The organism is Baekduia sp., from assembly GCF_035996765.1.
GTDB lineage: Bacteria > Actinomycetota > Thermoleophilia > Solirubrobacterales > Solirubrobacteraceae > Baekduia.
In genome coordinates, this window is the sequence record NZ_DASYJG010000025.1 from 16,186 (window position 1) to 36,089 (window position 19,904).

Sequence of the window (19,904 nt, forward strand, 5' to 3'; positions counted from 1 at the left end):
TAGAACCAGCCGATCGTCGCCGCCCCTCCCGAGCCCTCGCGTGCCGGCACCACGCTCGCGACCCTCGTGGCCCGCGGCGCGGTCGTCGTGGCGTGCATCGTCGCGGTCGTGGTCTTCGCGCACCGGCGCGCTGAGGCCGCGACGTGCGACCGCGCCAGGGCGGCCCTGTTCTCCGACGGTCTGCGCCACGCCGCGCCCGCTGGCACCGTCCGCGATGTGGTCGACGCCTGCGCAGACCCCGAGGAGATCGCGGTCGCTGCCGCGGGCGTGAGCGCGTCCGGGCACCCGGATGTCGCCGCGGCCATGGCGCGCAGCGCGATCGCCGCCGGGCCGCGGGAGTTCGCGGCGTGGGCGGCCTTGGCGCAGGCGCTGGGGCGCGACGATCCGGCCGGTGCAGCGCGCGCCGCCCGCCGCGCCGAAGCGCTCAACCCGCGCTGGCGGCCTCCGAAGACGACGGCCGCGCCGCAGGGCGCGGCCGGTTCCGCGGGTCCTTGAGGCGCAGGAACGGACGCTCCACCAGGTAGTAGCTCGCGGCGCCCATGAGGATCGCGCCGCCCACCACGACGACCATCAGATCGAGGTACGGCAGGCCCGGCGCGGAATCCAGGAAGCCGCGGGCGATCAGCCAGTCCAGGAACGGGTCGTGGTAGAGGAAGATCCCGTAGGAGATCGCGCCCAGCCACAGGGCCAGCGGATGGCCGAGCACGTAGCGGATAACCGCTGACACGCCGCCCGCCGTTTCGGTTGCACGTCCGGCGCTCGTGATCGCCGGCAGCGTCACGAGCACGGCGACGGCGAGATACAGCACATGCCCCACGATGTTCTCCAGCGGCGTCGGCGACGAGCCGAGCCCGCGTGGCAAGCCGCTCGCGTAGGCGGCCAGCAGGTAGGCGACGAGCGCCGCGCCCCAGCACGCGGCGGGCGATGCGACCAGCGGCCGCAGCAGCCGCGGCGCGGGCCGGTCCTCGAGCCACAGGCTCAGCAGCGCCAACCCCATGCCGCCGGCGAACCATGCGAGGTGCGCCGGGTAGCTGATGACCCACAGCGACGTGTTCTGGATCGCCACCGCGGCCGTCCGGAACGCGATGCCGAAGAGCGCCAGCGCGCCGACGGCCCACAGCTCGGCGCGCAACTGCGCGGCGCGCGGGCGGCCGGCCAGCAGCCGCCCCGCGACGACGACCCACAGCGGGAGCGAGAGATAGAACAACACCTCGATCGACAGCGTCCACGCCGGGTTGATCCCCGAGAACAGCGAGTAGATGTTGTAGGGCTGCAGGAAGAAGGCATACCGCCACCAGCCGAGCGCGAAGGTGACCCAGCCGACGCCGGCCGTGACCGCCAGCGCGACCCAGTACCCCGGCAGGATCCGCAGCGCGCGGCGGCGCAGGTAGTGCGCGACGGTCGAGGAAGGCCGGCCGTCGACGCGGGCGGCGACGAACGGCCGGTACAGCAGGAAGCCCGACAGCACGAAGAAGAGCGCGACGCCGACGTTCAGGCGCGCGGTGAGCGCGCCAACGAGCTGGTGCTGGCTGAACCCCGAGCGGTCGCTGACGTGGAGGACGACGACCGAGAGCGCGGCGATGGCGCGGACGCCGTCGAGCATCGGGAAGCGCGGGTGGCCCGGCGGCGGGGCGACGGAGGCCGCGACGTGGGGGTCGGGGTCGTCGCGCTCGGCTGGGGCGGTCCGCGCCGGCGTTGCGTGTCGAGCAAAGGCTCCATGTGCACCAAAGCTCGACACGGACCTCGCGGCGTCCTGGTCGCCGTCGTCGCCGCGCTGCCCCACACGAGCAACGACCAGGCCGGCGAGGATCGCTGCAACGCCGGTCAGCGCGGGCACCTGCCAGTCCCAGTCGACCGAGGCATGGAACAACCAGGCGACGAGCGCCGCCGCCGGTCCCGCGGCGAGCGCCGCGTCCTCGCCGTGCAGCCGGCGCGCCGCCAGACCGACGCCACCGACGATCAACGCGAGCAGCGCGAGGCCCACGAGGCCGAGCTCCGACGCCGTCTCGAGCTCGATCGAATGCGCGTTGCGGACGCGCTCGGCGATGTCGCGCTCACGCAGCCACGTCTCGCCGAAGCTGCCTGCGCCCTCGCCGGCGAGCGGGTGATCGGCCCAGGAGCGGATCGCCACGCGCCAATAGGCGGCGCGGTTGCTGCCCGCCGCGGCGAGCCGCGAGGTCGACGCTCCGAACGTCTGAGAGCCGGCGTCGCTGCGGTCGGCCAGCGCGGCTACGAAGGGCAGCACGGCGACGACGGCGAGGGCCACCGCGGCGGCGCCCCGCCAGCCTCGCGGCAGCGCCAGCCGCGGCGTGCAGCGCGCCTCGCCAAGGACGTGCGCGCCGGCGACCGCCAGCGTCGCAGCGACCAGCAGGATGAGGCTTGCCGCGCCCTGGCGCTCGCGGAGATCGAGCGAGCCCGCGAGCGCCCGCACGCCGTCAAACGGCGCGGTCGCTGCGATCCCCAGGCCGGTGGCCACCGCGGCGAGAACGGCCGCGCGCGCCTGGGCGCGGGACGGCACCAGCACGACGAGGACGAGGACGCCCGCGATCGTCGCCGCGATCGCCGCGCGCGAGAAGCTGAGGTACAGCCCGGCGCCGAGCAGCGGCAGCGCGGCGGCCCCGAGCGCGCGCATCCAGCTCTGTCGTGTCTCGTCACCGGCCAGCCGCGCGGCGAGCACGAGGCCGAGGCCGGCGAGCGCGCCCATCGCGTTCCAGTAGGTCAGCGGCTGGTCGAGCCGACCGCCGGCCCGCGGGGAGACCGCTAGCGCGAGCAATCCCGGAACGAGCCGCCCGGCCACGCCGTACCCGATGACCGCGACCATGCCCAGCGCCAGCGCCGGCTCGGCCAGCCGCGCGACGGCGCGCCGGCGCAGCAGCAACGCCGCCGCGGCGGCGGTGGCCAGGTAGAGCGCTGCCAGCTCGAAGGCGACGTCGGCCCGCCCGTGGGTCGGCGCCCACATGCGCGCCAGCAACGTCCATGCAGCGAAGCCGGCGAGACCCGCCAGCGCCCAGCGGGCCGCCGCCGTCGCCGGCCACGGCGGGCCCGGCACGAGCGCCGCCGCGAGGGCCAGGATCACGAAGGCGCCCACGGTGGCTGACAAGCGCGAGACGTCGGTCGCCCCGCCGTTGGAGAACCCCACGACCGCAGGCCCCGCGAGCAGCGCCGCGGTGGGGAGGAGGGCTGCGCCGCGCGGCATTCGGGAGTAGCCTAGACGGGCCCCGGACGCCGGCACGTCGCGGCAGGTCGGTCGGCCACCTCGACGTATGCGCCGCCGCTCCATCACGTTCGGACTCGTCCTGTTGGCCTATGCCCTGGCGCTGGTCCAGCGCCCTGGCGACGTGGTCGCCGACACCAAGGTCGACCTCTACGTCGCGCCGGCGCGGTTCCTCTCCAACGTCCTGTCGGTCTGGTCGCCGACCACCGACCTCGGCCATGTCTTCGGCGCGCAGTACAGCGGCTACGCGTGGCCGATGGCGCCGTGGTTCGCGCTCGGCGACGCGCTCGACATGCCGACCTGGATCGTGCACCGGCTGTGGCTCGGGACGCTGTTGGCGCTGGCCGCGATCGGCATCGTTCGATTGCTCGACGCGTTGGCGACGCCGCGCCGCGGCGCGCTGCATCTCGCCGCCGGCGTGCTGTTCATCGTCAACCCGTACGTCACGGTCTACGCGAACCGGACGAGCATCTCGCTGCTCTCCTACGCGGCGCTGCCGTGGCTGTTGCTCGCGGTCCATCGGGGCTTGCGGGAGCCGCGCGGATGGCGCTGGCCGGCGCTCTTCGCGCTCGTGCTCGCGTCGACCGGCGGCGGCGTCAACGTGGCGGTGACCGCCTGGCTGCTGGTCGGTCCGGCGTTGTTGGTGGTCTACGAGCTGTTGTGGGGTGACGTGCCATGGCGTGCGGCGCGCCGGACCGTGGCGCGGCTGCTCGCGGTCAACGTCGTCGCGCAGTTGTGGTGGATCATCCCGGTGCTGATCCAGGGCGTGGCGGCACCGAGCTTCCTGCCGTTCAGCGAGCAGCCGGGGACGATCTGGTCGACGACCTCGATCCCGGAGTCGCTGCGGCTGATGGGCTTCTGGACGAGCTACGTCGGCGTTGGCTTCGGCGGCATCTTGCGACCGTTCCAGGGCTCCGCCCCGGCGCTGCTCTTCCTGCTGCCGGTCGTGCTGGCCGGGCTGGCCGTGCCGGCGCTGGCGCTGAGCGGCTTCGTCGTGACGCGGCGCTGGCGCTACGCGCCGTTCTTTCTGATGTTGACGCTGGCCGGCGTGCTGATCATGTCGGTCGGCTGGCCCGACGGCACGCCGCTGCGCCGCGTCGCGACCGGTGCGTACTACCGCGTGGATTCAATCGAGTTCCTGCGCACGACCTACAAGGCCGGGGCGCTGGTGGCGCTCGGCCTGGCGGCGCTGGGCGGCGCGGCATTCGACGCCGCCTGGCAGCGGGTGGGCGCGCGGGTGCCGTGGGGGCGCGTGGCGCTGGGCGGTGGCGCGGCCGCCGTCGTCGCGCTCGCGGCCTGGCCGTTGGTCACCGGCCGCGCGCTGGAGCGTCAGCTTGCGTTCGACCTGCCGCCGGCCTGGCGCTCGGTGGCCGCCGACCTCGACCGGCGGCCTGCGTCGAGCCGGGCGATGGAGGTTCCCGGGCAGCTGTTCGCGTTCGCGACCTGGGGCGGCACGATCGATCCGGTCCTTCCAGCGCTGACCGACCATCCCGTGACCACGCGCTGGGTCGTCCCGTTCTCCGACCGGCGGGCGACCGAGCTGCAGTGGACGGTCGACGGGCTGATCACGCAGGAGCGCCTGAAGCCCGGGCAGCTGCCGCCGCTGCTGGACCTCCTCGGCGTCGGCGACCTCGTCGTCGCCGCCGACGGCGACCGCAGCCGCAGCGGCCAGGCGCCGGTCGCCGACGTCATCCGCGAGCTGCGCGGCCAGCACGTGCTCACCGCCGACACGCGGCGCTACGGACCGGCCGTCCTCGGAGCGTCAGGCGCCGGCCAGCTCACCGGTGGCCTGCGCGTGCCGGAGATCACGCGCAGCGAGGTGCGCACCGGCGGGATCGTGCGCGTGCTGCCTCAAGCTCGCCCGGTCGTCGTCGACGGTGGCGCGGGTGGGATCGCGGCGCTGGCGGCGTTCGGCGCGCTAGATCCGGGCCGCGCGCTGAGCTACGCGCCGGACCTCGGGATGGCCGGCATCCGCGCCGCCGCGCGCCCCGGCGCCACGGTCGTCATCAGCGACGCCAACCGGCGCCGGGCGTTCGTGGCGTCGCGCTCGCGCGGGCAGGTCGGGCCGACGCTCCCGGTCGCTGAAGGCATCAGCGCCGACGGGGCGCTCCTGGACCCGTGGCTCGGTGCGCCCGCGTCGGAGACCGTTCAGCAGCTTTCAGGGGTCGCGAGCATCACGGCGCCCGCCTCGCCACAGGTCACGCAGTTCCCGGAGCGCCGCCCGTTTGCCGCGATCGACGGCGATCCGTCCACCGCGTGGCTCGCCGACCGCGTGCTGGAGCGCCCGCGCCATCGGCTGACCGTGACCTTCGTCGCGCCGCGCGACGTCGCGGCGATCGACCTGATGCCCTACTCCGACAGCCACGGCCGCGTCGAGGAGGTCGCCGTCGCCGGCCGCCGCTTCCGCGTGCACCGCGGCTGGAACCACCTGACGCTCGAGCTTCGCCACGCACGATCGCTCACCATCGTCCTGACGAAGGTTTCCGAGCCCGAGCACGGCAGCGGCGCGGCCGGGGGAATCCGCGAGCTGCGCATCCCCGGCGTCACCGTGCACGAGGCGCTGCGCCCGCCGGTCCTGGCCGAGACCGCCCTGCGGGGCCGCGACCTCTCCGGCGTCGGGCTTGACTACCTGCTGGAGCGGACGACCGCCGACCTACCGCTGCTGCCCTCGCGCTACGTCGGCGAGCGCGGCGCGGGGCTGCTGCGCGACGCGCAGGACCCCGAGCGCCAGCTCTCCCGGACGCTCGATCCACCTGTGGCGCGGCGTTACGCGGTTGACGCGTGGGCGACGATCGACCCGCGGACGGCCGATGATGTCCTCGACGAGTTGGTGCGCGGGCCGGGCGTCGTTCGCGGTCCGGTGGCAGCGACGTCGTCGTCGCGGTTCGACGGGCTCGCCCGCCATCGCGCCTCCGGAGCGTTCGATGGCGGCGACCGCTCGTGGATCGGCCAGTGGATCCCCGGGCGCCCGGCGTGGCTGGGGTGGACGGTGCGCGCGCCGCGGACCGTGACGCGCCTGGTGCTGGCGCCGCCGCCGGTCCGCGTGCGCCGGCCCATGCGCGTGCGCCTCACCGTCGACGGCCGCGCGCAGGCTGACGTCCACGTCGGCCCGCTGGGCCTGGTGACGCTCCCGCACGCCGTGCGCGGGCGCCGCTTCCGCCTGGACATCCTCGACGCGCGCTTTCCCACCGGGACCTCCGGGCAGGACCGTCAGCGGCGCGCGGTGGGCATTGGCGAGGTCCTGGGCGCGGGTGTCCCGACGCGCCGCGCGCCGCGCGACGGCAGCGTGGTGCTCCCGTGTGGTGTCGCGGCGGTCCGGATCGCCGGTCGCGTGGTCGGGCTCGGGGGGACCGTCGATCGGGCGGCGCTGGAGGCCGGCCGGCCGCTGCGCCTGCGCGGCTGCGGGCCGGCGCCGGCACTGCCCGCGCGCCGCGTGGCGGTCACCGGCGTCGACCGGCCGTTGCGCGTCGACGCGCTGCGGCTGGCCTCGGGAGCTGCGAGGACCACCACGGCCACGAACGCCGGCCGCGTCCTCGACAGTGGCAAGCCGTCGGCCGACGCACGCCGCGGCGCGCGGATCGCCGTCGCCGCGCCGTCGTGGCTGGTCTTCGGCGAGAGCTACGACCAGCACTGGCGTGCGACGTGCGATGGCCGCTCGCTGGGCACGCCGCGACCGATGCAGGGCTATGCCAACGCCTGGCCGGTCACGCGCGGCTGCCGCATCGTCGACTTCACCTACAACCTGCAGCGCGCGGCCACGGCCGGGTACCTGATCTCGCTCGCCGGTTGTTTGTTGCTGTTGTTGGTGGCCTTGGTCGGCTTCCGCCGTCGGCGCCGTGCGATCGCCGGCAAGCGGGAGGACGACGATGGCCCGCGACCGCTGCTCCTGCCGCCGACCGGCGCGCGCGGACACCTGGCGCTCGTGCCGGCGCTTACGGCCGTGGTGGCGATCGGGCTGGCGTTCGGCCTGCGCGCCGGGGCGGTGGCGGCGGTCGCGTTCGCGGTGATCGCCTGGCGTGGCATCAGCGACCGCGCGCTGGGCATCATCGTCGCGCTCCTGCTCGGCGTCGGCGTGCCGCTGGCCTACGTCGTCGCGGCCATCGTGCACGACGACGAGGGCGTCGGCGGTAACGCCACCGACTTCGGCGCCAACCGCATGGCGGCGCACTGGATGGCTGTCGGGGCGCTGATCGCGCTTGCGCTGCTTCTGCTGCGGACGCTGCGCGCGCAGCGCGCGCCGACCGACGATCAGTAAGGCCAGGGCCCGCGGCGCAGGCGCGCGAGGATGAGCGCCTTGAGCACCACGTTGCGGGCAAACCACGGCAGCTGGGCGAGTTGGCGCAGCGCGCTCGCCGGCCCGCCGCGCTGCCGCCGGTACTCGGCCAGCGAGCCCGAGCGGCCGACGTAGGTCCACGCGCCGAACGTGACGTGGCGCAGCAGCGCGAGCGTGACGCCGATCGACGAGAACGAGTCGTGGACCAGCATCGCGCCGTCCGGACGCACGCGGGCGCCCCAGCGGACGAGGTCGTCGCCGGCCGGCCGGAAGCGGTGCGCGCCGTCGACGTAGAGCAGGTCGACCGGTCCGTCGACCGCGTCGAGGGCCTCGGAGGAGAGGGCGCGCACGTGCTCGACGGCGTCGGTCACGCCGTGGCGCGCGAGGTTGGCGTGAAACGCCTCGTAGTCGTCTTCACCACGCTCGTGGTCAGCCGCGATCTCCTGCGGACCGCGGTCGGAGCCGAGGTGCGGGTCGATGCAGACGACGCGGGCGCCGGCGGGCACCGCCGCTGCGAGCACGACCGCCGACTTGCCGCGGAAGGAGCCGATCTCCACAACCGTCGCACCGCTCTCCAGACGCTGCGCGGCGGCGCGCAGGCGGTCGGCCTGCGCGTCGGTCAGCCAGCCCTCGATATCGGCAGGGGCGCTCACGCGACGGCCGACCCTACTAGCCTGCCGTCGGTGAGCGTGACCGCCGCAGACCTGCCGCGCGGACCCGCGCGCTTTCGCACCCTGTGGCGTCTTTGGCGCAACGAGCGCGCCGATCCGGAGCCGTTCTACCGCCTGCTGGCCGGCTATGCCGTCGAGGACCTCGATGCCCACCATGGCCCGCTCGCCGGCCAGACGATCGCCGACCTCGGCTGCGGCCCCGGCTACTACACCTACGCCTTCCGCGACCGCGGTGCCGTTGTCATCCCGATTGACAACTCCGCCGACGAGCTGGAGCTCGGCGGCACGCCGCCACCCGGCTACGTCCTCGGCGACGCCGGCGCGCTGCCCCTCGACGACGGTTCGGTCGACGGCGTCTTCTGCTCCAACATGCTCGAGCACACACCCTCGGCCGCGCCGATCGTCGCCGAGATCGAGCGCGTGCTCAAGCCCGGCGGCTGGGCCTACATCTCCTGGACCAACTGGTACTCGCCATGGGGCGGGCACCTCATGGCGCCCTACCACTACCTCGGGCCGAAGCTCGGGCCCCGCCTCTACGAAAAGCGCCACGGCAAGCCCGAGAAGCACGCCTACGGCGAGACGCTCTGGGCCTGCCACATCGGCGCGACGCTGCGCCTCGTCCGCAGCCACCCCGGCCTGCAGATCGTCCAGGTCGAGCCACGCTACTGGCCGTGGGCCAGGCCGGTCATGAAGATCCCAGGCCTCCGCGAGCTCGTGTCCTGGAACTGCGTCATCCGCGTCCGCAAGCGCTAGCCGCCCCTCAGCGCTCGGCGCGCGCGATCAGGGCTGCGCAGGCCTCGAGCGCTTCGAGGTGTGGCGCTTCGTCCTCGGGGACGCCGGCGAGGATCTCGGTCTCGGCGCCTTCGAACAGGTTGCCGATCAGCGTGGCGAGGGGGCGTGGGGGCATCGGCAGCTCGACGCCGCGCTCGGCCTGGAGGCGCTCGAGACGTGCCTCGATGAGCTCGCGCCAGCCGCGTTGGGTCGCACGCCAGCGCTCGGCGAGCTCGGGGTCGGCGAGCCCGGCGCTCCACAGCTCCCAGAGGATCCGCACGTAGCCGGAGCGGATGTCCTCGCGCAGGTGGTCGCAGGCGGTGCGCCACTGGTCGGCAAACGGCCGGTCGTCGCTGAACATCTTCTGCTGGCGCTCGAGCAGCCGTTCGGTGAGGTCTTCGAGGACGGCGACGAGCAGGCCGCGCTTGGAGCCGAAGTGGTAGTGAACCAATGAGAGTCGCACATCGGCACGGTCGGCGACGGCGCGCATCGAGGTCGCGGCGTAGCCCTCCTCCCGCAGCAGGTCGCCGGCGGCGGCGAGCAGCTGCGCGCGTGTGGAGCGCCCCCGTGCGATGCGGAGGTCACCGCCTGGTGCTGCCGTCTCACGGTCGGCGGGGTCGGGGGTTGCCATGCGTCGCACTCTACGATACAAGTTAATTGGTCGCCCGACCAACTAACGTTTTACGAGGGACGCGATGAGCACCACCGAGCGGGTCACCGACGAGCAGGCCGACGCGAACGAGCAGACCCGTGCGCGGTATCCGGACGAGCAGGGCTTCACCGAGCGCGACGGCGTGCGCGTCTTCTACGAGGTCTACGGCACCGGCGAGCCGACGATCCTGCTGTGCCCGACCTGGACGCTCGTGCCCTCGCGGGTGTGGAAGATGCAGATCCCCTACCTCGCACGCCATCACCGCGTGGTCGTCTTCGATCCGCGCGGGAACGGGAAGAGCGACCGGCCTCGCACGGTCGAGGCCTATGCCGAGTCGGAGTTCGCCCAGGATGCGCTGGACGTCCTTGACGCGACGGGGACCGAGCGCGCGATCGTGGTCGGCCTGTCGAAGGGCGCTCAGCGCGCGCTGCTCGTCGCCGCAGAGCATCCCGAGCGGGTGCTCGGCCTGGTGCTCATCGGGCCGTTCTTCCCGGCGAGCTGGTCGCCGGCCAGCGTGGCGGCCCGGTTCATGGCGCGTCCTCGTCTGGCCGGCACCTTCCTGCGCCGGCCGCTGACCACGCGCGGGTTTGCGAAGTTCAACGGACTTCACTGGCGCAACGACTACCGCGACTTCGTCGCGTGGTTCGCCGCCGCGGCGACCAACGAGGCCCACTCGACCAAGGGCTTTGACGACGTTGTCGCCTGGGGCCTGCAGACCGACCCCGAGACGCTGATCCGCACGTGGATGGCCGACAACGCCGCACCGCTCACGCGGCGCGACCAACTCGAGCTCGCCGGCCGCGTGCAGTGCCCGGTGCTGGTGATCAACGGCACCGACGACAAGTTGACCACCATCGCCGACGCCGAGCTGCTCACCAAGACCACCAACGGGAAGCTGCTCGCGCTGGAGGGCGGCGACCACGTGCCGGAGGTCCGCCGCCCCGTCGCCGTCAGCCTCGCCATCCGCGAGTTCGTCGACCCGTCGTTTCGCCGGGACCCCACGGTCCATCGCGCCGACGGCCGGCCCCGCGCGCTGTACGTCTCGTCGCCGATCGGTCTCGGCCACGCGCGCCGGGACGTCGCGATCGCGCGTGAGCTGCGCACCCTCGTCCCGGACCTGCAGGTCGACTGGCTCGCCCAGCATCCGGTGACTTGCGTGCTGGAGGCCGAAGGCGAGCGCATCCATCCCGCGAGCAAGCACTTGGTCAGCGAGTCGGCCCACTTCGCAGCGGAGTCCGCCGGGCACGAGCTGCAGTGCTTCCAGGCGATCCGGCGCATGGACGAGATCCTGACCGCGAACTACATGGTCTTCGACGACGCCGTGAGCGAGACCCGGTACGACCTGTGGATCGGCGACGAGGCGTGGGATCTCGACTACCACCTGCACGAGAACCCGAGCCGCAAGCGCGCGCCCTTCGCGTGGCTGACGGACTTCGTCGGCTGGCTGCCGATCCCCGAGAACGGCGAGCGCGAGGCGTTCGTGGCGGCCGACTACAACGCCGAGATGGTCGAGCACGTCCGTGACCATCCGGAGATCCGCGACCGGGCGATCTTCGTCGGCAACCCCGATGACATCGTCGGCGATCGGCTCGGCCCGGACCTTCCGGGGATCCGCGAGTGGACCGAGCGCAACTTCGACTTCGCCGGGTACATCACCGGCTTCGACCAGGCCGAGCTGCCTGACCGCGAGCGCCTCCGCACCGAGCTGGGCTACCAGCCGCACGAGCGCGTCTGCGTGGTCACGGTCGGCGGCTCAGGCGTGGGCGCGGACCTGCTGGCGCGGGTGATCGCGGCCTTCCCGGCCGCTGCCAAGCTCGTTCCCGAGCTGCGGATGATCGTCGTGGCCGGGCCGCGCATCGACCCGGCGACCCTGGGCGAGCGGGACGCGCATGAAGGCCTGGAGGTGCACGCCTACGTCGAGGACCTCCACCGCCACCTTGCCGCCTGTGACCTCGCCGTGGTCCAGGGCGGGCTGACGACGACGATGGAGCTGACCGCCGCCCAGCGGCCGTTCCTCTTCTTCCCTTTGCGCGGCCACTTCGAGCAGCGCTTCCACGTGGCCCATCGGCTTGCCCGCTACCGCGCCGGCCGCCGCATGGATTTCGACCACGCCACCCCCGACGTCATCGCCCAGGCCATCGCACAGGAGATCGGCCGCGACGTCGACTACCGCCCGGTGGAAGCCGACGGCGCTCGTCGGGCCGCACAACGCATCGCCGAGTTGCTCAACTAACCAGAAGGAGAACGCACCATGCGATCCATTCCACGTGAGGACGTCCCGGTCGTCATCGCCGACAACGGCGTCGAAGTCCGTCTGCGCGACGAGGACGGTCTCTCGGTCGGCTTCGTCACGCTGCCCGCCGGCGCCGACCTGCGCCCGGCGACCAAGGGCCTGCCACACGATCTCTGCCCGTGTCCGCATTGGGGCTACATGATCAAGGGGCGCGTCCGGATGCACACGCCCGACGGCCATCAGGACTTCGTCGCCGGCGAGGCGTTCTACTGGGCTGCCGGCCATGCCCCCGAAGCGCTTGAGGACTCTGAGTATGTGGACTTCTCGCCGACGGAGGAGTTCCGGCGGGTGATCGAGCACATCACCTCCGGAGCCGCCGCGTCTGCGTGACCGTCGTCAGGCGGCCGGCATCGAGGCTGCCGCCATCGGCCGCCGAGTTCGCAAGCCGAGCGCCAAGACGGCGGAGGCGGCCACGAGCTGCAGGCCGAGGACGACGGTGGCGAACGACAGCAGCGTGAAGTCGCCGGCGCTGAGCAGGAACGGCTCGACGATCGCGACGACGCCGAGGACCCAGACGAACTTCAGCTCGCCCAAGGCCACCATGTACTGCACGGTCAGATAGGCGACGGCCAGCAGCGTCATCGCGACGCCGAGCACCGGCAGCGCGTCGGCGGCCAGCGTCAGGTCGGGGCCGAAGGCGACCGTCATCAGGAAGTGGGGGATGAGCGCGAAGATCAGCAGCGCGGGCGTCGCGATCGCGGCGAGCACCGCGAGCGAGCGCAGCAGCGCCGGCCGCGGGTCCAGCCCGGCGGCGGCACGGCGGGTCGCCTCCGGCAGCAGCTGCAGCCCGACGCCGATCGCCACCCAGACCACCGACTTGGCGGCGACCGCCGCCGCGGCGTAGGACCCGGCGCCGTCACCGGAGAACTGATGGCGCCCGACGATCACGTCGACGTTCTGCAGCACCGCTAGCAGCAGCAGGCCGACGATAGGGATCCAGTTGTCGCCGACCAGGCCCAGCAGCGGCCGTGCCGCGCCGCCGTCCACCGCGTCGGCGTCGGCCTCCGCGGCCGGGGTGGGTGGGCCGAGTCTCCGCGCCAGCACGCGCCGGAGCCACAGCGTCATCAACACGAAGGCCAACGGGTTGCCGAGATAAGCACCGGTGACGCCGAGCCCGACGCCCCACAACACCAGCGCGCAGACGATGCGCCCGCCCGCCTCGCCGACGATCGACATCCCGACCGGCCCATAGAGCCGCAGGCCCTGCAGCACGCCGCGCTGCAACGACAACAACAACCACAGCGAGCCCGTCGCCGGCAGCCCGGCGACCGCCCACGGATGCTCAGAGGTCCCCAGCAGGTCGGCCAGCGGCTGGCGGATCACCACGCCCAAGACCCCGAGTACCGCGGTCGCGATGACGAGCTGACGCGTCCACGTCTTCAGCGTGGCGCGCAGGCGCCCGTCGGTCCCGAGATGGCCGAGCGTCGCCTCGCGCGCAGCGGCGACCTGGATCGACTGCCCGCCGACCATCAGGATCAAGAAGCCGGAGATGATCGCGGCCAGCGCGCCGTAGCCGTCGGCGCCGAGCAACCGCGTGAACAACACGACGAAGACGAGCTGGATCGCGTTATTGAGCAGCGTCGCAGCGGCCAGGCCGGCGGCCGCGCCGGTCTCCGAGCGGCGCAGCGCGTCACGCAGCCGCGACCGCTGCGCCTCGGCGACCCGGTCGAGCACCGCGAGGTTGGCCTGCGCCGTCGCGTCCCAGGTGAAGCCGCGGGCGCGGGCGCGGGCCGCCTCGCCGAGCTCGTCACGGCGCACCGGGTCGGCGACCAGCGCCGCGACCTCGGTCGCCAGCTGCGCCGGCGTGTCGGCCAGCAGCCCCGTCTGCCCGTCGACGATCGACTCCGGCAGCCCGCCGACGGCCATCGCCGCGCTCGGCGTCCCGGCGCCCGCGGCCTCCATCACCGTCAGACACCAGCCCTCGGCCGACGACGCGGTCAGGTTCACCCAGGCGCGCGCGTAGAGGTCGCGCTTCTCCTCCTCGGTCACGAAGCCGTGCAGCGTCACGCGATCGCCCAGCCCGCGGCGGTCGATCTCGGCCTCCAACACCGGCCGATGGTCGCCGTCGCCGGCCACCTCCAACCGCGCGTCGGGGATCGATTGCAGGACGTCGAGGAGGACCTCCAGCCGCTTGTACTGCTTGATCCGGCCGAGGTAGAGCAGCGTCGGCACCGCGTCACGCCGGGTGTCGACGAACGCGTCGGGCTCGACGCCGAGATACGCGACATGGATCTGGTCGCTCGGAATGCCGAGTGCGACCATGTCGCGCCGGGCCGCGTCGGAGATCGTCAGGAACGGGTGGTGGCGGTAGAGCGTCGCGAGCGGCAGCCGCTCGGCGACCAGCGCCGCCAGCCGGCCGCGCTTGCCCATCTCGGCGACGTAGTGATCCTGATGGACATGGTGGACCAGCGTCACGCGCGGGGCGCGCAGCCACCACCACAGCGGGGTGAAGAAGGCAATGCCGTTGACAACCTCGAGGACGACGTCGGCGTCGCGCCCGATGCCGCGCCACGAGGCGAAGGCGGCGCGGCCGAACACGGTCGTCCGGCCGCCCATGCGATGGATGGTCAGCCGCTCGTGCGGGCGGGAGACCGGCTCGGCCCCGGGATAGGAGCCGGCGATGACCGTGACCCGGTGGCCCCACGCCACCCAGCGCGACACTTGGCCGTACAAGTTCGTGCCGGTGCCACCGCCCTGGGGGTGCGTCCAGTCGCGGTCGGTCAACAGCAGGATGTGCCGCGGATTGCGGGGATTCTCGGCGTGGGGCACGAGCAGCGCGAGGCTACCTCGTCGGCAGGCCGGAGGGGGCGAAGTTGACCGTCCGCCACATCCTTAGACTGTCGTCGCGTGCCGTCCGTTTGCCGCCGGATCGTTGTGCTGCTCGTCGTCGCCCTTGTGGGTGTCGGTGGGCCGGTGGCGTCCGCCGTGGCCCAAGGAGCCGGGGACCAGCAGTACCAGGATCCCTTCGGCAACTCGGACTCCGGCTCCGGCTCGTCGGGATCGAGCGGCTCCGGCAGCTCAGACTCGAACGGCTCCAGCGACAGCAACCTGGCGCCGCTGTCGCCCAGCCCCCAGACCTCGGGCTCCGGCTCATCGAGCGGCTCGGGCACCACGAGCGGCACCGCCGGCACCCCGGCGACCGGCACGACCACCTCGCCCGCCACGGCCGGGACCCTCCCGAACACCGGCCTCGACACGCGCGTCCTGCTGCTGGCCGGCGCTGTGCTGCTGCTCGTCGGCGTGGGCCTGCGCATGCGCAACGCCCCTGAGCGGTTCTAGCGACAGCCGGCAGACCACCGACGGCGCGGCCGCGACCGAGGCCGTGGGCGCCGCGTTGGCGGCGACGCTGCGTCCCGGCGACATCGTGCTGCTGGAGGGCGAGATGGGGGCGGGGAAGACGACGTTCGTGCGCGGCGCCGCCCGCGCGCTGGGCTTTGACGGGCCGGTGACCAGCCCGACCTTCACGATCGGTCGGCACTACGAGAGCGGCCGCGTGCCGATCGCCCACCTCGATCTCCACCGCCTCCCCGGCCTCGCCGACGAGGATCCCGCGCTCCTAGACGACTACCTCATGCCCGACACGATCGCCTTCATCGAGTGGCCGGCGATCGCGGAGCCACAGCTGGAGCGCATCGCCGCCCGCGTGAAGCTCGAGCACGCGGGTGGCGACACGCGCCGCATCACGGTCGTCGCGTCATCATCGGACCGATGATCCTCGCGCTCGACACCGCGACCCCGGCCACGGTCGTCGGCGTCGCGGCGACCGACGGGACGCTGCTGGCCGCCCACCGCCACGATCCAGGCGCCGGCGAGAAGCCCGGCCACACCACGCAGTTGCTCCCGCTCGCGCACGCCGCGCTGACCGAGGCGGGCGCCACCTGGAGCGACCTCACGCGGATCGGCGCCGGCGTCGGCCCCGGCACGTTCACGGGCATCCGCATCGGCGTCGCGACCGCCCGTGCCCTGGCGCAAGGCCTGGACATCGAGACCGTCGCGCTCTCGACGCTCCACGCCCTCGCCCTAGGCGCCGTCGAGCGACGACTGATGGTCGCTGACGGACCATCAGTCGTCCCTCGACCCGGCGCGCAAGGCGGTGGGCCCGTCCTCGCGATCCTCGATGCCCGCCGTGGCGAGGCCTACGTCGCGGCCTACGACTCCGCCGGCGCCCAGCTCCTGGCGCCGTCGGCATGGGCGCCCGAGCGCCTGGCCGAGGTCCCCGCGCTCGCGCCAGGATCCTGGCAAGCGGTGGGGGACGGGGCGGTACGCTTCAGGGCGGAGCTCGAGGCGGTGGGCGTCGCGGTTTCAGCGGACGGCGCGGACCGGCACAAGGTGAGCGCCGGACCCCTGTGCCGGCTCGCCGCCGAGGCCCCGCCGGTGCCACGTGACGCACTCGTCCCGGAGTACGTGCGAGCACCGGACGCCGTGCCGCGACGGTGATCCACTGAAAGCTCCGTGACCCTCCCCGCACCACCGACCATCCGGCGCCTCACCTACGCCGACCTCCCGCAGGTGATCGCCATCGAGCGGCGCGCGTTCCCGACGCCGTGGTCGTTGGCGATGTTCGTGTTGGAGTTGTCCAAGCCGGCGGGCGTCTGCCTGGCGGCGCTGGACGCCGAGGGCGCGATCGTCGGCTACTGCATCTGCTCGCGCTACGACACGGTCTGGCACATCATGAACGTGTCGGTCTCGCCGGAGCGGCGGCGCACGGGCATCGCGACGGCGCTGCTGAGCACGCTCCTCGAGCGCGTCGACGAGGCCGAGCCGCGCTTCACGTTGGAGGTCCGGACCTCCAACGACGCCGCGATCGCCCTCTACGAGCGCCACGGCTTCCGCGGCGCCGGCCTGCGCCGCCGCTACTACCAGGACAACGGCGAGGACGCCGTGATCATGTGGCGCACGCCCGCGACCCTGCGCGGCACGCTGGACGACATCCCCAACGCGGTCGACCCGCTGCGGCGCGCTGTATGACGGCTGTCGATCTCATCTTGGCCATCGAGACCTCCTGCGACGACACCTGCGCCGCGGTCGTCACCGGCGCCGGCGAGATCCGCTCCAACATCATCTCCTCCCAGGGCGTGCACGACCGCTACGGCGGCGTCGTGCCGGAGGTCGCCTCGCGCCACCACCTGGAGCTGGCGACGCCCGTCGTCGACGACGCGCTGGCCCAAGCCGGCGCGACGCTCGAGGACATCGACCTCGTCGCGGTGACCGCTGGGCCGGGCTTGGTCGGCGCGCTGCTGGTCGGCATCGCGACCGCGAAGGGGATCGCCGCCGCGCGCGGCCTGCCGCTGGCTGCCGTCGACCATCTCCAAGGCCATGTGGCGGCGAACTTCCTCCAGACCGAGAACGAAGAGCCGCTCGATCCGCCGTTCCTCTGCCTGATCGCCAGCGGCGGCCACACCTTCCTGGCTCGCGTCGAGGACCACGCGGGCTTCACCGTCCTTGGCCAGACGCTCGACGACGCCGCCGGCGAGGCCATCGACAAGGGCGCCCGCCTGCTCGGCCTGCCGTTCCCCGGTGGCCCGCACCTGGAGCGCCTGGCGGCCGAGGGCGACCCCAAGGCCTTCGACTTCCCGACCTCCAAGAACGTCACCGGCCTGGACTTCTCCTTCGCCGGGCTGAAGACCGCGCTGCTCTACAAGGTCCGCGACCTGGGGGAGGAAGAGGCCCACGCGCGCCGCGCCGACCTCGCCGCCGCCTACCAGCGCGCGATCGTCGAGCAACTCGCCCAGCGCGTGCAGCGGGCGCTGCGCGACACCGGCCTGGAGCGCCTGGCGATCGGCGGCGGGGTCGCCGCCAACGGCCCGCTGCGCGAGCGGCTCTCGTCTCTCGCACCAACCGTCAAGATCCCGCCGCGCACGCTGTGCACCGACAACGCCGCGATGATCGCCAGCGCCGCGCGCTACACCGAGGCCGTCGCATTCCCGGGCTACCTCGACCTCGAGGTGCATGCAACAGGTCAACGGGCGCTTTAAAGACGCCGTGCCCACCGTCGACCTCTACGGCCGCCCCGGCTGTCACCTCTGCGACGACGCCCGCACCCACCTCACCGCGCTGCGCGACGAGCTCTCCTTCACGCTCGTCGAGCACGACATCGAGGCCGACGACGACCTCCACCGCCGCTACCTCGAGCGCATCCCGGTCGTCCTGCTCGACGGTGAGCACCTCTTCGACTTCTTCGTCGACGCGGCGGTTCTCCGGCAGCGCCTCGGTAGAGTTGGCGGCGCATGAGCGTGAGTGATCTGGCCAACGGACGTGACACGGCGGGCGGGACCGGTGTCAACGGCGCGGCGCCGGAGCCCGGCGTGCCCGAGCGGCTCTCGCTCGGCGTCGCCGCTCGGCTGGCGCGCTACCTCCAGGTCCTCACCAAGGCCAAGAAAGAGGGCAAGGAGACGATCTCCTCCCAGGAGCTCTCCTCCTTCACCCAGGTCAACTCCACGCAGATCCGTCGCGACCTGTCGGGCTTTGGCAAGTTCGGCAAGCGCGGCGTCGGCTACAACGTCGACGGCCTCGTCTCGCAGATCCGCAAGATCCTGCGCACGGCCGGCCAGCACAACATCGCGCTCTTCGGCGCCGGCCACCTCGGGCGCGCGATCGCCTCTTCCGACGTCTTCGCCGACCACGGCTTCCGCGTCGTCGCGATCTTCGACGCCGACCCCGAGAAGGTCGGAACGTCGGTCGGCCCGCTCGAGATCCGCGACGTCAAGAACCTCCAGCAGGTCGTCGAGGACGAGGACATCGTCGTCGGCGTGCTCGCCGTCCCCAGCTCTGCGGCCCAGGCTCTGGCCGAGGAGCTCGTCAAGGCCGGCGTGAAGATCATCTTCAACTACTCCGAGTCGCTGCTGCGCGTCCCTCCGGAGGTCACGGTGCATACCTCAAGCCCCGCGGTCGACCTCCTGTACGCGCTCTACTTCTACCTCACCTAGGTTTCCACCCAATGAGCCTGGACACCGATCGCGCCGCCGCGGCCTTCGCGGCGTCGACCGACTGGACGGTCGGCCTCGAAGAGGAGTTCGCGATCCTCGACGACGGCCTGCACCTCGTCCCTCGGTTTGAGGAGCTGCGCGATGCGGCGACCGAGAGCGACCCGGTGCTCACCGAGTCGATCGCCGGTGAGCTGATCTCCAGCGAGATCGAGATCCGGTCGGGCCGCGGCAACGACCTGCACGACGCCCAGGCTCGCCAGCGCGACGTGCGCCGCCGGCTCTTCGACCTCGCCGCCGCCCGCGGCGTGCAGCTCGGGGCGACGGGCACGCACCCGTGGGCCGACTACCGCGAGCAGCCCAACATCGACACGGAGCACTACCGGCGCGTGGTCGACGGCCTGCAGTACGTCGCCCGCCGCAACAACACCTTCTCGCTGCACGTCCACGTCGGCGTCCGCGGCGCCGACCGCGCGGTCCGGATCTGCGATCGGCTGCGTCCGGTGCTGCCGCTGCTGCTCGCGATCTCCGCCAACTCGCCGTTCGTCGACGGGCGCTCCTCCGGCCTGCACACGGCGCGCACGCAGACGTTCACGAAGTCGTTCCCGCGCTGCGGCGTGCCGGACGCGTTCGGCAGCTGGCAGGCGTACCGCGACTACCTCGACTTCCTCGTGCGGACCGACTCGATCGTCGAGTACACGCAGGTGTGGTGGTCGATCCGGCCGCATCTGACGTTCGGGACGGTCGAGGTGCGCATCTGCGACGCGCAGAGCACCGCCGCCGAGTCCGAGGCGCTGGCCGCGCTGATCGTCGGCACCGTCCTGCAGGCGGCGCGCGACGTCGACGAGGGCGTCCCGTTCGCCGACCCGGCGCCGCGCCTGATCGAGGAGAACATGTGGCGGGCGATCCGCCACGGCCTCGACGGCAGGCTGATCGACCTCGAGCGCGCGGTCGAGCAGCCGGCGCAGGAGGCGGTCGAGCAGCTGCTCGCGTGGACGGCGCCCGTGCGCGGCGAGCTCGGCATCGAGGTCGCGCTGCCCGAGTCCAACGGCGCCCAGCGCCAGCGCCGTCTGCTGGAGTCCGGCGCCTCGATCGAGGACGTCTACG

Annotated in this window: 17 protein-coding genes; 13 read left to right on the forward strand and 4 right to left on the reverse strand. The window is 73.0% G+C overall.

Going from position 1 to position 19,904, the window contains the following annotated elements; all coding sequences use genetic code 11:
• Positions 1-66: 66 nt before the first annotated feature.
• Positions 67-495, forward strand: a complete 429-nt coding sequence (locus VGO10_RS05060) for a hypothetical protein (protein WP_327465813.1) — start codon at positions 67-69, stop codon at positions 493-495.
• Here VGO10_RS05060 and VGO10_RS05065 read toward each other — a convergent pair.
• Entirely contained in the window at positions 425-3,196 is a 2,772-nt protein-coding gene (locus VGO10_RS05065; protein ID WP_327465815.1) for an acyltransferase, read from the reverse strand. The two genes, VGO10_RS05060 and VGO10_RS05065, sit on opposite strands and share 71 nt — an antisense overlap.
• A 67-nt stretch (positions 3,197-3,263) precedes the next feature.
• Here VGO10_RS05065 and VGO10_RS05070 point away from each other — a divergent pair, with 67 nt between their 5' ends.
• Positions 3,264-7,469: an alpha-(1->3)-arabinofuranosyltransferase domain-containing protein gene (locus tag VGO10_RS05070; protein ID WP_327465817.1), complete on the forward strand. Its 4,206-nt coding sequence runs from the start codon at positions 3,264-3,266 to the stop codon at positions 7,467-7,469.
• Here the strand turns inward: VGO10_RS05070 and VGO10_RS05075 are convergent.
• Positions 7,463-8,140: a class I SAM-dependent methyltransferase gene (locus VGO10_RS05075; RefSeq protein WP_327465819.1), complete on the reverse strand. Its 678-nt coding sequence runs from the start codon at positions 8,138-8,140 to the stop codon at positions 7,463-7,465. The genes VGO10_RS05070 and VGO10_RS05075 overlap by 7 nt on opposite strands.
• A 30-nt stretch (positions 8,141-8,170) precedes the next feature.
• Here VGO10_RS05075 and VGO10_RS05080 point away from each other — a divergent pair, with 30 nt between their 5' ends.
• Complete coding sequence (locus tag VGO10_RS05080) at positions 8,171-8,911, forward strand: class I SAM-dependent methyltransferase (RefSeq protein WP_327465821.1); 741 nt, start codon at positions 8,171-8,173, stop codon at positions 8,909-8,911.
• A 7-nt stretch (positions 8,912-8,918) separates the two neighbouring features.
• On the opposite strand, the gene VGO10_RS05085 is transcribed toward VGO10_RS05080, so the two are convergent.
• Positions 8,919-9,560 (reverse strand): TetR/AcrR family transcriptional regulator, encoded by a 642-nt coding sequence (locus VGO10_RS05085; protein ID WP_327465823.1) that lies wholly within the window; start codon positions 9,558-9,560, stop codon positions 8,919-8,921.
• Between the two features lie 64 nt (positions 9,561-9,624).
• Between VGO10_RS05085 and VGO10_RS05090 the strand changes: the two genes are divergently transcribed.
• On the forward strand, positions 9,625-11,814 hold the full coding sequence (locus tag VGO10_RS05090; protein WP_327465825.1) for an alpha/beta hydrolase: 2,190 nt from the start codon (positions 9,625-9,627) through the stop codon (positions 11,812-11,814).
• A gap of 18 nt (positions 11,815-11,832) precedes the next feature.
• On the forward strand, positions 11,833-12,204 hold the full coding sequence (locus VGO10_RS05095; protein WP_327465827.1) for a hypothetical protein: 372 nt from the start codon (positions 11,833-11,835) through the stop codon (positions 12,202-12,204).
• A 6-nt stretch (positions 12,205-12,210) separates the two neighbouring features.
• Here VGO10_RS05095 and VGO10_RS05100 read toward each other — a convergent pair whose 3' ends face one another.
• A complete protein-coding gene (locus VGO10_RS05100) occupies positions 12,211-14,643 on the reverse strand; it encodes a glycosyltransferase (RefSeq protein WP_327465829.1) in 2,433 nt (810 codons plus the stop codon).
• A 78-nt stretch (positions 14,644-14,721) separates the two neighbouring features.
• On the opposite strand from VGO10_RS05100, the gene VGO10_RS05105 reads away from it, so the two are divergent.
• The 8 genes from VGO10_RS05105 to VGO10_RS05140 all read left to right on the forward strand — a co-directional run.
• Positions 14,722-15,153 (forward strand): LPXTG cell wall anchor domain-containing protein, encoded by a 432-nt coding sequence (locus tag VGO10_RS05105; RefSeq protein WP_327465845.1) that lies wholly within the window; start codon positions 14,722-14,724, stop codon positions 15,151-15,153.
• The gene (gene tsaE / locus VGO10_RS05110; RefSeq protein WP_327465843.1) at positions 15,140-15,586 is read left to right on the forward strand and encodes a tRNA (adenosine(37)-N6)-threonylcarbamoyltransferase complex ATPase subunit type 1 TsaE; all 447 of its coding nucleotides are present in this window, start codon (positions 15,140-15,142) and stop codon (positions 15,584-15,586) included. Before VGO10_RS05105 ends, tsaE begins: the two co-directional genes overlap by 14 nt.
• Complete coding sequence (tsaB, locus tag VGO10_RS05115; RefSeq protein ID WP_327465831.1) at positions 15,583-16,311, forward strand: tRNA (adenosine(37)-N6)-threonylcarbamoyltransferase complex dimerization subunit type 1 TsaB; 729 nt, start codon at positions 15,583-15,585, stop codon at positions 16,309-16,311. The genes tsaE and tsaB overlap by 4 nt, the downstream gene beginning before the upstream one ends.
• A gap of 15 nt (positions 16,312-16,326) precedes the next feature.
• Complete coding sequence (gene rimI / locus VGO10_RS05120; protein ID WP_327465833.1) at positions 16,327-16,842, forward strand: ribosomal protein S18-alanine N-acetyltransferase; 516 nt, start codon at positions 16,327-16,329, stop codon at positions 16,840-16,842.
• Complete coding sequence (tsaD, locus tag VGO10_RS05125; protein WP_327465835.1) at positions 16,839-17,849, forward strand: tRNA (adenosine(37)-N6)-threonylcarbamoyltransferase complex transferase subunit TsaD; 1,011 nt, start codon at positions 16,839-16,841, stop codon at positions 17,847-17,849. Before rimI ends, tsaD begins: the two co-directional genes overlap by 4 nt.
• Before the next feature lie 7 nt (positions 17,850-17,856).
• The gene (locus tag VGO10_RS05130) at positions 17,857-18,105 is read left to right on the forward strand and encodes a glutaredoxin family protein (RefSeq protein WP_327465837.1); all 249 of its coding nucleotides are present in this window, start codon (positions 17,857-17,859) and stop codon (positions 18,103-18,105) included.
• Positions 18,102-18,800, forward strand: coding sequence for a redox-sensing transcriptional repressor Rex (locus VGO10_RS05135; protein WP_327465839.1), 699 nt, complete (start codon positions 18,102-18,104; stop codon positions 18,798-18,800). The genes VGO10_RS05130 and VGO10_RS05135 overlap by 4 nt, the downstream gene beginning before the upstream one ends.
• A gap of 11 nt (positions 18,801-18,811) precedes the next feature.
• Positions 18,812-19,904 (forward strand): carboxylate-amine ligase (locus VGO10_RS05140; RefSeq protein WP_327465841.1); only part of this gene is annotated, 1,093 nt, incomplete at its 3' end.

What these genes read in the sequence shown, in the direction of transcription:
- VGO10_RS05085 (WP_327465823.1), bottom strand. Translation starts at nt 9,560, where the DNA reads ATGGCAACCCCCGACCCCGCCGACCGTGAGACGGCAGCACCAGGCGGT.
- tsaB (WP_327465831.1), top strand. Translation starts at nt 15,583, where the DNA reads ATGATCCTCGCGCTCGACACCGCGACCCCGGCCACGGTCGTCGGCGTC.
- VGO10_RS05065 (WP_327465815.1), bottom strand. Translation starts at nt 3,196, where the DNA reads ATGCCGCGCGGCGCAGCCCTCCTCCCCACCGCGGCGCTGCTCGCGGGG.
- VGO10_RS05135 (WP_327465839.1), top strand. Translation starts at nt 18,102, where the DNA reads ATGAGCGTGAGTGATCTGGCCAACGGACGTGACACGGCGGGCGGGACC.
- VGO10_RS05090 (WP_327465825.1), top strand. Translation starts at nt 9,625, where the DNA reads ATGAGCACCACCGAGCGGGTCACCGACGAGCAGGCCGACGCGAACGAG.
- VGO10_RS05070 (WP_327465817.1), top strand. Translation starts at nt 3,264, where the DNA reads ATGCGCCGCCGCTCCATCACGTTCGGACTCGTCCTGTTGGCCTATGCC.
- VGO10_RS05095 (WP_327465827.1), top strand. Translation starts at nt 11,833, where the DNA reads ATGCGATCCATTCCACGTGAGGACGTCCCGGTCGTCATCGCCGACAAC.
- tsaD (WP_327465835.1), top strand. Translation starts at nt 16,839, where the DNA reads ATGACGGCTGTCGATCTCATCTTGGCCATCGAGACCTCCTGCGACGAC.